This window comes from Leisingera sp. (genome assembly GCF_982940295.1).
Genome location: NZ_CEYXRG010000004.1, coordinates 193,355 through 205,008 on the forward strand (window position 1 = coordinate 193,355; position 11,654 = coordinate 205,008).

The window sequence follows — 11,654 nt, forward strand, 5'->3', positions numbered from 1 at the left end:
TGCTTCGGTTTCATACCGGCAGGTCTCCTGACTGGCGGGTCATCGTCTGGGCCGCCTTCCCGGACCGCTGGGATCCAGTGACGCGATGGCTCAGCACTCGCCGCCTACAGTTGCGGGGGCAGTTCCGGTTGGTGCCCGGCAGGCACCGCGGATTCCCTCTTAGCCCTTGCGGGACCGGTAAAGCGCGCGTAGCGCATCACTTTGGTTGCGGCAAGAAAAAGTTGCTGCCGCTGCGGAAATCCTCGGCAAAAGGTGCGCCTGCCAAAGGCTGCGGCAACCGCGTGTTGAGCAGCCGGACCCATTGGCAAGTGCTGGCCCCCATGTTGCCGTTCAGAGAATTTCATCCTCGTCGAACATCGGGTCGTCCTCCAGCTGGGCGCTCAGGTCCTCCACCGAATCCTCCGCCTTCTCGACGGAGCGGACCCTGCCGAGGTGGAACACGGCATCGCCCTCGTTCACGATGGGCATTACCGCACGCCCGACGATCAGCCCGTCGAAAGGCGCCAGGATCTCCTCGTCATGCTCACCGAACGGGTCGGACACCGAGCCCATCAGCTCCCCTTCCCGGACCAGTTCGCCATCGTCCTTGTACACCCGCAGAAGCCCGCCCATCGGCGCCCGCAGCCATTTGCTGGAGACGCAGAACTGCGGCTGCGACTTGGGCTTGGATATGCCCTTGGCCGGGACCATTCCCATGTGCCGCAGCACCCGCAGGATACCCGCCAGCCCGGCACGGATCGACAGTTCGTCAAAGCGCAGGCCCTCGCCCGCCTCATACAGAAGCACATCCTTGCCCGTCTCCTTGGCCGCGCCGCGCAGCGAGCCGTCGCGCAGCGGCGACTGCATCACGATCGGGGCGCCAAAGACGCCGGCAAGCTCGCGGGTGCTGGGATTATCGGGCGAGATGCGGATTTGCGGATAGTTGGTCCGGTGGATTGCTGCCGAATGCAGGTCGATACCGAGGTCCGAACGGGCCACCACCTCTGTCATGAAAAGATGCGCCAGACGCGAAGCCAGCGAACCATGCTCGCTGCCGGGAAACACCCGGTTGAGGTCGCGCCTGTCGGGCAGATAGCGGGAGTGGTTTATGAAGCCGAAGGCGTTGACGATCGGCACCGCAATCAGCGTGCCCTTGAGCGTCGTCAGGTTCGGCGCCCGCAGCAGCCGCCGGATGATCTCCACGCCGATCACCTCGTCTCCGTGCACGCCGCCGCTGACAAACACCGTCGGCCCGTCCTGGCGGCCATGCACAACATGCGCCGACATCGTGACCGGCGTGTGGTCGGACAGAACGCTGACCGGCAGGTCAACCGTCAGCCGTGAGCCCGGCGCCACCTTGGCGTGGCCGATGGTGAAATGCTGCCTTGCCTTCATACTGCCCCCTTGATTTGAACGGCCCCGGTCCTGAGACCTTTGCGGGTGAAAGGTTTGACACTGCCCGCCTGCTTGGCAAGTCTCATCTGAAATCCTTTCCTGTCTCTTGCGCAACTGCCCGTGGCGAGAGTGGACGCAGGTAAGCCGCCTGCAATCCTGCCCCCTCGGCCGAATGCCACGTGCGCAGGCTGCTGCTCCTCGCTGCCGGAGACCTGCGGTTGCCGCCCCAGTACATACGTGATATTTTCTTGTCTATAGGCAAAAATCTTCCGGAAAAATTGAATGCCCGTCTTTAACACTGCCGCAAATGCCCTGGCAGGGTTTTATTCCCAGGAATTCGGCGGCAAGACCTCCGGGCGCTACAGAATCCCGCGCAAACTGTTGCAGGAGATCTGCGGACGGCGCCGGCTGTATGACGACGATGTCACCGCTCTCTCGCGCGCGCTGCTGGAAAAAGGCTATGTTCTGATTGATATGGACAGTTTCTTTGTGGTTATGAGCGCCAACGCCTTCGCCAATTACAGGCGGGTCAGCAAGGAGACGCTTGCAGCTCAGGCCGCGGCAGGCGGAACTTCGTGCTGAGGCTGGCTGCGCGACCGGACAAGGATGAGATGGACCCAGAACAGCTGATTGCCTGCCCTGCCTGCGACGTGCTGCACCGCGATCAGGAGGTGGCCAAGCATGCGGTCGCCAGATGCGCCCGCTGCGGCACCGTGCTGGCGGCACCCAAGTCCGGGGCGATGACCCGTATCGCGATGCTGTCGCTGACCGCGCTGATCCTGCTGGCCGCCGCGGCCGGTTTCCCGTTTCTGGAATTGCAGGCTCAGGGACTGTCGCACCGGGCTTCGGTGCTGGATGCGGTGCTGGCCTTTTCCCGCGGGCCGATGGCGCCCTTGTCGCTGGCCACCGGCCTGCTGATCGTGCTGCTGCCTGCCGCCCGCTATGGCGCCCTGGTCTACACCCTGGCGCCGATGGCCTTGGGTTGGCACCCTGCCCCGCATGCCGCCGCGGTCTACCGCTGGGCGGAATGGCTCAAGCCCTGGGCAATGGCCGAGATCTTCATTATCGGTGTGGCGGTCGCCCTGGTCAAAGTGTCCGGACTCGCCCGGGTCGGGCTGGGCCCCGCCTTCTGGGCCTTTGCAGCGCTTCTGGTGGTGACCATCCTGACTGACAGTACAATTTGCAGGCTGACCGTATGGAAAACCCTGAAGACCCGCCGCGGTTCCTGACCGCAGCCGAGGCCGGGCTGACCGGCTGCCGCACCTGCGGGGCCGTCAATCCGGGCGGCGCGCAGACCTGTTACAGCTGCCGCAGCGAGCTGACGCCGCCCTCCGCAGCCAGCCTGCAGCGGGTCTGGGCCTGGCTGGCGGCAGGGCTGATTGCCTATGTCCCCGCCAATATCTACCCGATGCTGCGCACCACCACCTTTGGCCGCGCTTCGGAGAATACTCTGATCGGCGGCATCGCGGAATTGTTCAGCCATGGTTCCTACGGGGTCGCCTTCATCGTGTTCTTTGCCAGCATCGTGATCCCGGTCGCCAAGTTTCTGGCCATCGGCTACCTGGCGGTCTCGGTCCGCAGGCCCGCAACCCTTGGCAGCCACGGCCGGCTGGTGCTTTATGAGGTTGTTGAGTTTATCGGCCGCTGGTCGATGATCGATGTTTTTGTCGTGGCGATCCTGACCGCCCTGGTTCAGCTGGATTTCGCCGCTGCCGTCTTCCCGGGGATTGCCGCGGTCAGTTTTGCATTGTCGGTTGCCTTCACCATGCTGGCGGCCCAGAGTTTTGATCCGCGGCTGATCTGGAACGCGGAAAAGCGAGAATATGAATGAGCACGCCTGAACCCGCCGAAATGAAAGTCTCCGCACAGCGCCCGTCGCCTTGGCGCAACCTGTCGCTGGTCTGGCTGGTGCCGCTGGCGGCGCTGGCGGTGTCGCTGGGTGTCGCCTGGAAGGCCTACAGCGACCGTGGCGTGCTGATCCGGATCGCCTTTGACAACGCCTCCGGGGTCGTCGCCAACGAAACCACGGTGCGCTACCGTGACGTGGTGATCGGCCGGGTGGAGGACGTAGGCTTTGCCGGCGATCTGAGCAAGGTCTCTGTCTGGGCCCGCATCGACAAGGAGATTGCCCCCTACCTGGATCAGGACGCCGCCTTCTGGGTGGTTCGTCCGGAGGTCAGCACCCGCGGCATTTCCGGGCTCAGCACTGTGCTGTCCGGCGTCTACATCGAAGGCACCTGGGACCAGGAGCCGGGCGTGGCCGCCACCAGTTTTGAGGGCGAAGACGGGCCGCCGCTGGTGCAGCCGGGACGGGACGGGCGAAGGATCACCCTGCGCACGACCGACGGCAGCATGATCTCCGAAGGCGCGCCGGTGCTGTTCCGCGGCGTCGAGGTCGGACGGCTGGAGCAACCCCGCCTGACCGTCAGCGGCGACAGCATCGTTGTCGACGCCTTCATCGACGCCCCGCATGACCGGCGCATCAACTCCGCCACACGGTTCTGGGACACCTCCGGCTTTTCTGTCTCCTTCGGGGCCAGCGGGCTGTCGCTTGATGTCGACAGCATCGCCTCGCTGGTGGCCGGCGGTATCGAGTTCGACACCGTCTTCGACGGCGGCAAACCAGTGGGCAAAGGCACGGTTTTCGACATTCACGAGGACGAGGCCGCGGCCCGCCGCACCGCGTTTGCCCGGTCGCGGTCGGGTGGTGTGGCGGTAGCGGTCGCGTTTGACGAGTCGGTTGCCGGCCTCGCCAGCGGCGCCGCGGTCAAGCTCGGCGGCGTGAAGGTCGGCGAGGTCAGCACGCTGAACGCTGCCATTCAGAGTGATAGCGACGAAGCAGAGGTGCGGCTGATTGCCAAGCTGCTGCTGGAGCCTGCGCTGATGGGGCTGCCGCCCGGTGCCGGAGAGGCTGAGGTGCTGGATTTCCTCGAACAGGCCGTCGATGGCGGGCTGCGGGCGCGGCTGGCCTCTGCCGGGCTGCTCAGCTCAGAGCTGATCGTTGAACTGGTCACATTGGATGAGGCCGCCCCGGCGCAGCTTGACCGCGGCGCGGAGCCGTTTCCTGAATTGCCCAGCGCGCCCTCCGACCTGCCCGATTTCACCGCAACCGCCGAAGGCGCGATGGAGCGCATAAGCGAATTGCCGGTGGAAGAGCTGATGGCGCAGGCCATTGCCACCCTTGCCAGCATCGAAGACCTGGCCTCTGCCGACAGCACCCGTGAGGTGCCCGCCGCTGCGGTGGCGCTGCTGGAGGACACCCGCGCGCTGGTTGCCGACCCCGGCACCCGCGCCCTGCCGGCTGAGCTGAACGCTACTGTCGCGGACCTGCGCGGCATTCTGGCGGATCTGCAGCAAAGCAAGGCAGTTGCCAACCTGAGCGCCGCACTGGAACAGGGCAGCCAGGCCGCCACCAGCCTCGCCGCCGCATCAGAGGAGCTGCCTGCCCTGGTCAGCGACGTCCGTGACCTGGCGGCCAAAGCCAACGCGCTGGAAGCCGAAGAGCTGATCCGCTCCGCCAGCCAGCTGATGAAGAGCGCCGACGCCTTCATCGGCACCGAGGAGGCCCGGGATCTGCCCCCTGCCCTGACCGGGGCGCTGGATGAAATGCGCCGCACGCTGGAGGCGCTGCGCCAGGGCGGACTGGTGGACAATGCCAATGCCACTATGGCCTCTGCACGCGGCGCCGCCGATGCCGTGGCCGCCGCTGCCGAGGGCCTGCCGGCCCTTTCCGCCCGGCTGGAACGGCTGGTCGCCCAGTCCGAGGCGCTGATCGCCTCCTATGGCGCCCGCTCCAGCTTCAACTCAGAAACACTGGACGCCCTGCGCGAGGTCAAGACCGCCGCCCGCGCCGTCTCCCAGCTGGCGCGCAAGATTGAACGCGATCCGAATTCCCTGCTGTTTGGAAAATAAGATGATAAAACCCCTGTCTTTGACGCTTCCCTTTGCCCTGCTGGCGGCCTGCGCCCCGTCCAATGATGCCCGCTATCTGATTTCCGCAGCACCGGGTGAAAAGGTCGCCAACCTGCGCTCCCGCACCATCGAGGTGCGGCTGGTTTCCCTGCCCTCCTATGCCGCCGCCTCCGAGATCGTGGCCGAGGGCGAAGGCGGCGCGCTGTTTGCGCTTGGCGGCGCGCAATGGGCCGATGATCCGGCCCGCGGCATGACCGCCGCCCTGGCGCGCGGGCTGAACGAGCGCACCGGCGCCTCCGCCGCGATCGAACCCTGGCCGCTGAACACCGGCCCGGACGCCCGGCTGGATGTGCGGGTGGATCAGGCCTATGCCCGCGCCGACGGGATCTTTGAGCTGACCGGACAGTTCGCGGTCTCCTCGCCCGAAGGCACAGTGCGGGAATTCGTCAGGCGTTTTGATATCCAGACACCAGTCAGCGGCACCGGACCGGCGGCCGCCGCCGACGCTCTCTCCCGTTCGCTGGCAGAGCTTGCCCGGCAGGTGTCGCAGGCCATGTAAATGCTTGCGCTGGGGTGAGGCGCGCTTTGCACACTGGCGGCGTGCCGGCAGTCCTCTCAGGCGGTCTGCGCAGCCGGGCCGGTCAGCGGCAGCCCCTGCAGCATGCCGGAACGGTAGGTTTCGGTGATCAGCATGCAGGAGGTATTTTCGATCTCCAGCACATAGGTGCGTGCCGCCTCCGGGTCGGGCACGCCGCACCGCTGCCACAGCCGGTCGAGAACCCCCTCCGGGCAGGACACCGGCTTTTTACGGGTCAGCTTGATGTCAAAGATGTATCCGATCGGCGACAGCCCCTGTTCCAGATGCCGCTGCACCTCCGGATCCAGCTGCTCCAGCGCGACATAGGTCAGGTTATCCATCATCACTTCGCCCCGGTGCGACATGCAGACCTGGCGCTCGATAAAGGATTTTCCGGGCAGATGCGCCCTGACCTCTGCCGGCACATCCGCGGTGATCTGCTGATGCAGAACGTCCAGCTGCACCGGACCGTCAGCCAGCGTCTCGCAGATCAGTGTGGCGGAGCCGTCCTGCACCAGCAGCATCTTCTTCCAGACCGCCGCCCATTGCGCAAACGGGCTGCCAGCCGTCAGCCCATCGTCAAACCGCTTGCGCAGCAGCGGAGCCTTCGGCTGGTCCGGCCCGTCAGACGGCGAGCCCGCGTTTTGCTGCTGAATGCCGGTGCGCATGTGGTGTCACTCTCTCTGCCGGGTCCGGTGGAAGGAATAGCAGTGCTGGCGCTGGGGTCAAACGGCTAGGTCCGGGGCCGCGCAAGGACCCGCCAGAGCAGCGGGGGGCCGAACGGCTGCAGAATTTCTGCTGCGGCGCAACGCAGCCGCCGCAAGACGCCATCGGCGGCAGCGGCCTGCGGCGTCGTGACAAGCGCAGTCCAGCCTAAGATGTGTTTTGCCTCATCAAACCGGCTACGGCCCAAAGGTGCCGAATTAAGGCCGCCCGCACGAGGAGCCGCCCCAGACAGCACGGCTGCGCACGCCCTTGACATCGGCTGTGCGCAGGGCTGATGCGGCAGGAAACAATGGCTCGAGGCAGCCAATCGCGGCGATACGGCAGCGATCCGCAAACGTGGGCGCCCCACGCAACCGGGGGCCTTGGCCCCTGTTCCGGACCGGCGGGTGCAGAACGGGGCAACCACCGCCGGCAGCAATGGTTTAGGATCCTGTGCCAGGTCAGTGCAAAAGCGACGCCGCTTCGGACAAATGCTCTGGCGACAGGGGTTTGCACAGGAACTTCTTGATCAATGGGACCTTGGCGGCGCGGTCCAGGTCCACCGGATTGACCGTGGTGCTGACAATCACAACAACAGGCACCGGGTCCAGAGCCTGGATCTGATCGGCGTATTGTTCAAGAAACTCGAACCCGCCAATGGGCGGCATGTTGATGTCCAGAAAGATGAGCTCCGGCGGCCGTCCGCCATCCTGGAGGAACTCCATCGCTGCCAGCGGCCCGTCAAACAGCTCGAAATTTTCGAACACCTGCGACCTGCTGATAATGCGTTCCGCGAACTTGCGGTCCATCCTGTCATCATCAATGACGTAGACGACCTTGTCCTGGCTACCCATCCCGCTTCTCCTCCAAATTCAGATCGACGCTGAAAGCCGCGCCTTTGCCAGCTTGCGAAGTGACCCGGAGCACCGTGCCGTGGGTTTCTGCCACCCGCTTGCACAGCGCCAGCCCAACGCCAGAGCCGGGGTATTGGTCATAGCGGTGCAAGCGCTTGAACAACTCAAAGATCCTGTCCTGCATTTCCTCAGGTATCCCTGGCCCGCTGTCAGCCACCGACAGGCGCACCTTGCCCTCCGTTCCGGCGGGCGCACAGCCGACACTGACTTGCGCCTCCGGCCCCTCGCATCCGTATTTCAGCGCGTTTGACAGCAGGTTGGTCAGCAGAACCCGGATCTGGAACGGGCTGCCCATAACCGCGGGCAAAGCCCCCACACGGACATGCGCGCGCGAGCTGGTGACCAAAGAGTCCATATCCTTGAGGATCTGCTGAACCATCTGCTGCAGATCCACCGGTTCCGGTGCGAACTGGTGACCGACGACTTTCGAGTAATCCAGCACATCATCAACAAGGTTCCGCATCCGCTGGGCCGTGCCGATAAGATCACTGATGAGCTCCCGCGCCTCAGGCTTCAAGTCTGCCTGAAAGTCCTCAAGCAACACCTCTAGAAAACAATAGAGCGTGTTAATCGGCGTCTTGAGGTCGTGGGACAAGGCATAGGTGAAATTGGACTGGTCCTGGTTGGCCTGAACCAGCTGCCGGTTTGTGCATTCCAGCTCTTCCGCGCGCAGGCGGATCTCGGTCGTCCGTTTCCGGACCTCCCGGTCCAGTTCATCGCGCTGGCGGGCCAGCTCAAACGTGATGTCCCGCAATTCCTGCTCGACCCGGCGGCGCTCCGCGATTTCCTTTCTTAAACTGGCCATACCACCGACATAGCCGCGCAGCGCCATGTCATAGACCGTGACGCCTTCGAGAAAAAAATCCTCCGCACGCTCAAGGCAGCAGCCAGTGCCGCCCGCCGAAATCAGGCCTTCGCGCAGGCCGGCAAAATGCAACAGAGCAAAGTCCGGCAACGGCACCTTCGCCTCCAAGGCAAGCCGCGCGGTTTCGTAGGCCTCTCCCAGGTGCTCCGTGTCTCCGCTATCAATGTATGCGGCCAAGGCTGCCTGATACCGTTTTGCCACCAGCGCCAAGGCCTCACTTGCCGGGGCTAAATCCACACCGGTCATGGACACCTCCGCTGATGGGAAACAGCCAGGACTGTGCGGTCGTCACGCTCTTTGCCGTAGGTGCCGAGACAGGCGGCTGCCCACTCCTGAGGGGGGGTGCGCGCACTAGGCAGAGCTTGGCGGAAACGCCGGGAAACCCCGTCCGAGGCAAGAACCAACGCATGGCCGGGCGGGAACGGCTGGGTTTGAGAGAGCACCCTGGGTGAGTCCATCCCCAGAATTCCGCCCTTTTGCATGATTGTGACGCTGTCATTGCCCCCCGGCAGGAGGGCGCAGATAACCCCCTCCACATCCCCGAGCGCGGCCCACTCAACGGCTGCCTTTTCAAGATCTATCAAGGCCACGGCAAGCGCCGCGCCGCGGGTGCCCCGAAGGCGGTCATGTGCGGTCTCGAACAGCTCCGCGATAGCACCGAATGAGACTTCCGCAAGCGCCTCCAGGCAAGCATTAGCAGCGTCCCGGGCACCGGGTCCGCTGCCAACGCCGTCTGCCAATGCGACCATCAGCCTATCGCCAGCGCGCCGCAGCAAATAGCCGTCACCGCAAACAGATTCAGACGTCTTCGCCGCCTGCGCCGCGGCCCAGTCGATCCGGGAACCGCCAGCCTCAAAGGCGATGCTGCCGCCGTCAGTGCTCACCGCCATTTCACCACCGTCACGACGAGGCCCCGGCCAGGCTCCGAACAGATATCGAATTCATCGACGATACGCCGCGTTCCTGGCAGCCCAAGGCCCAGGCTGTTGCCGGTGGAATAACCATCCTGCAAAGCCAGCTCCACGTCGGCCAGCCCCGGCCCCCGGTCCCTGGCTGTCACCTTAATTCCGGTCTGTGAGCCGGCAGTGGCAATGCACAGCTCGATTTCTCCTTCTCGCGCATAGTTCACGATATTCCGGGCCAGCTCCGAAACGGCAGTTGCGATCAAGGCCTGGTCAGGCCTGCTGAATTCCAGCTCATCGGCCAGCCGGCGCGCCAGCTGGCGGGCCGCCACGACATCGCTGTCACAGGACACCGGCTGCAGCAATACAGCAGGGTCCGCTGCGGGCGCGTTCATGAACCCTCTCGCAAGATAGAGATGCCGTGATCCAGGTTCAGGGCTGTGGGGACATTCTCCAGCTTCAGGCCCAAGAGCACCATTGACATTGCGATTTCAGGCCGGATGCCCACGATCGCGATCCGTGCGCCACGCAGAGCGACCGAGGCCGCGATATCGCTCAGCATTCTGGTGCCGAAACTGTCGATCACATCCAGAAGGCTGACATCCAGGATGACTTTGGTGGCTGCCAAGCGTCCCACCGCGAGCAGGATCTGGTTCTGCATCTCTTGGATGTCGCTATCGGACAGCTCCTCCTGAACCGCTGCGATCAGCAGGTCTCCTTGGCTTATGATGGGAACACGGCGGGCCAAGTCAGCGCTCCAGAAGCTTGCGCGCGGTTTCGACACCCCGCTCAAGATTTCCTGCCGGGTTCAGCGCCTCGCCAGTGACACCGATTTTGACTAGCGACTGCGCCACCTCCGCACTGATGCCGGTCAGCACCGAATGCGCCCCCATAAGGCGGGTCGCCGTCATCGTCTGTATCAGATGGTTGGCGACCATGCTGTCGACCGCAGCAACCCCTGTAATATCGAGCACAACGGCGCGGGCGTTCTGCTCCCGGATTGCATCCAGAATCTGCATCGTCAAAAGCCGTGAACGGTGACTGTCGAGCACGCCGACGACAGGCACCAGCAACAGCCCCGCCTGCAGGCGGAGCACCGGTGTCGGCAGTTCGCTCATCTGGCGTTCACGTTGTTCAATCGCGTCGCTCCGGGCGGCCGAGAAAGCTTCGACCGTCATGGCCTGGTGGCAGGCCGCTGTTTTGCGCAATGCTCTCTCTATCTCCCGGGCTTCAGCTTCGCTGTCAGTGCCCTGCCAGACCAGATCGCAGATCCGGTTGATGGCGAAAGTAAACAGTCCCAGATAAAAACTGGGCGAAATGCCATAGGTCTCATTGAACAGCCCGGCGCGCTTGCGATCCTTAAAGAGGTCCTGATCGCGGCCAGCCTCAAAAAGCTCCAGCAGATGCCGCCGCTGTTCGTCCCGCACGTCTTGCAAGTCTTGCATACCGAGCGGGGAGGCTTTGCCTCCAGGGTCGTCATAGCCTCCCTCACGGCTGTAGAATTCATGCAAGACAGCATCGATATTCTGTTCGGCAAGAGGCAGGAGACCAGCGACCCGGGCCCGGTCATCCTGGCTTACATCAAACCAGCCCCACACATCCGGCAACGCCGCGGTATCGGGTTGGATTGTCGAAGAAATGACCTCATTCATAGTACCCTCGCAATGATGGAATTGCCCTCTGAGGGTCTGGCGATATGCTTAAAGAAGCACTAATTGCGCAAGGGGCGCCCAATAAATCGCCGCAAAAACAGAGCGTTGCAACAGGTGGCGGCCAAGCCGAATTGACCAGTGGCGCAGCCGGGCGGCAATTGTCTGGATGCAGGCGAAACCCTGGAAACTCCCGGCAGCCTTGCCGCATCGGGTTTCGTCCCGGCCGTGGCAATCCGACTTGTTAAGGCACCGTTTGGCCGGTTCTCCTAACCGGCACGGCGAGCGATCCGCGCCAGCGCGCTTTTTGCGGAACCGCCGCATGCATTGCCCGACAGCCGGCTTCAACGCCGAACGGGGCCTCAAAATCTGTCCCGTCCGGTGGCACGGTGCCGCGCTCCTGGGCGCGGCGCTCTTTCAGAAACCGCGCCAGGCGGCGCACTATTACCCGCCGTTCTCTATCAGAATTGCAGAACTCCGCGCCGATGAGTTTGAACCTGGGCATAGGCGACCCTTTTCCAGCGAGCCGCGCCGCCTGGTTTCTGGCTGTACAGCTGCGCTCAGGACACGAGGGAAAGAACCTGGCCAAAGTCAAGTTTCAGCGCTCAGAACAATGACGCCGTAGTCAACTGGACGAACTTACCGGTGTGCCCGATCCATTTCGAAGAATACGGTGGAACAGCTCCCAACTCGTTGAAACAAAGAAAAACCGGCCCATTTCTGGGCCGGTGGAAATTTAGGGGCCTGCAATTGGCA

Annotated in this window: 13 protein-coding genes and 1 riboswitch; of the genes, 5 read left to right on the forward strand and 8 right to left on the reverse strand. The window is 63.8% G+C overall.

Annotated elements, in window-relative coordinates; genetic code table 11:
• Window positions 1–194: riboswitch (cobalamin riboswitch) on the reverse strand.
• 136 nt (window positions 195–330) lie between these two features.
• Window positions 331–1,374, reverse strand: coding sequence for a succinylglutamate desuccinylase/aspartoacylase family protein (locus AC4HIX_RS05725; RefSeq protein ID WP_490398240.1), 1,044 nt, complete (start codon window positions 1,372–1,374; stop codon window positions 331–333).
• A 282-nt stretch (window positions 1,375–1,656) separates the two neighbouring features.
• On the opposite strand from AC4HIX_RS05725, the gene AC4HIX_RS05730 reads away from it, so the two are divergent.
• Genes AC4HIX_RS05730 through AC4HIX_RS05750 form a run of 5 tightly spaced genes read left to right on the forward strand, consistent with a single transcriptional unit; the run spans window position 1,657 to window position 5,845 of the window.
• Window positions 1,657–1,956, forward strand: coding sequence for a hypothetical protein (locus AC4HIX_RS05730; protein ID WP_490398241.1), 300 nt, complete (start codon window positions 1,657–1,659; stop codon window positions 1,954–1,956).
• 29 nt (window positions 1,957–1,985) lie between these two features.
• Window positions 1,986–2,603: a paraquat-inducible protein A gene (locus tag AC4HIX_RS05735; RefSeq protein ID WP_475050508.1), complete on the forward strand. Its 618-nt coding sequence runs from the start codon at window positions 1,986–1,988 to the stop codon at window positions 2,601–2,603.
• A complete protein-coding gene (locus AC4HIX_RS05740) occupies window positions 2,570–3,205 on the forward strand; it encodes a paraquat-inducible protein A (RefSeq protein ID WP_490398242.1) in 636 nt (211 codons plus the stop codon). Before AC4HIX_RS05735 ends, AC4HIX_RS05740 begins: the two co-directional genes overlap by 34 nt.
• Window positions 3,202–5,286: an MlaD family protein gene (locus AC4HIX_RS05745; RefSeq protein ID WP_490398243.1), complete on the forward strand. Its 2,085-nt coding sequence runs from the start codon at window positions 3,202–3,204 to the stop codon at window positions 5,284–5,286. Before AC4HIX_RS05740 ends, AC4HIX_RS05745 begins: the two co-directional genes overlap by 4 nt.
• A 1-nt stretch (window position 5,287) precedes the next feature.
• A complete protein-coding gene (locus AC4HIX_RS05750) occupies window positions 5,288–5,845 on the forward strand; it encodes a PqiC family protein (RefSeq protein WP_490398244.1) in 558 nt (185 codons plus the stop codon).
• 56 nt (window positions 5,846–5,901) lie between these two features.
• Here the strand turns inward: AC4HIX_RS05750 and AC4HIX_RS05755 are convergent, their stop codons facing one another.
• The 7 genes from AC4HIX_RS05755 to AC4HIX_RS05785 all read right to left on the reverse strand — a co-directional run bounded on the left by AC4HIX_RS05755 (window position 5,902) and on the right by AC4HIX_RS05785 (window position 10,901).
• On the reverse strand, window positions 5,902–6,531 hold the full coding sequence (locus AC4HIX_RS05755; protein ID WP_475050501.1) for a chorismate--pyruvate lyase family protein: 630 nt from the start codon (window positions 6,529–6,531) through the stop codon (window positions 5,902–5,904).
• 498 nt (window positions 6,532–7,029) lie between these two features.
• Complete coding sequence (locus AC4HIX_RS05760) at window positions 7,030–7,422, reverse strand: response regulator (protein ID WP_475050500.1); 393 nt, start codon at window positions 7,420–7,422, stop codon at window positions 7,030–7,032.
• On the reverse strand, window positions 7,415–8,593 hold the full coding sequence (locus AC4HIX_RS05765; protein WP_490398245.1) for a sensor histidine kinase: 1,179 nt from the start codon (window positions 8,591–8,593) through the stop codon (window positions 7,415–7,417). Before AC4HIX_RS05765 ends, AC4HIX_RS05760 begins: the two co-directional genes overlap by 8 nt.
• Entirely contained in the window at window positions 8,590–9,237 is a 648-nt protein-coding gene (locus tag AC4HIX_RS05770) for a SpoIIE family protein phosphatase (RefSeq protein WP_490398246.1), read from the reverse strand. Before AC4HIX_RS05770 ends, AC4HIX_RS05765 begins: the two co-directional genes overlap by 4 nt.
• A complete protein-coding gene (locus AC4HIX_RS05775; protein WP_475050495.1) occupies window positions 9,228–9,644 on the reverse strand; it encodes an anti-sigma regulatory factor in 417 nt (138 codons plus the stop codon). Before AC4HIX_RS05775 ends, AC4HIX_RS05770 begins: the two co-directional genes overlap by 10 nt.
• A complete protein-coding gene (locus tag AC4HIX_RS05780) occupies window positions 9,641–10,033 on the reverse strand; it encodes an STAS domain-containing protein (protein ID WP_490398247.1) in 393 nt (130 codons plus the stop codon). The genes AC4HIX_RS05775 and AC4HIX_RS05780 overlap by 4 nt, the downstream gene beginning before the upstream one ends.
• Complete coding sequence (locus tag AC4HIX_RS05785; protein WP_490398248.1) at window positions 9,999–10,901, reverse strand: STAS domain-containing protein; 903 nt, start codon at window positions 10,899–10,901, stop codon at window positions 9,999–10,001. The genes AC4HIX_RS05780 and AC4HIX_RS05785 overlap by 35 nt, the downstream gene beginning before the upstream one ends.
• Between the last annotated feature and the right edge of the window lie 753 nt (window positions 10,902–11,654).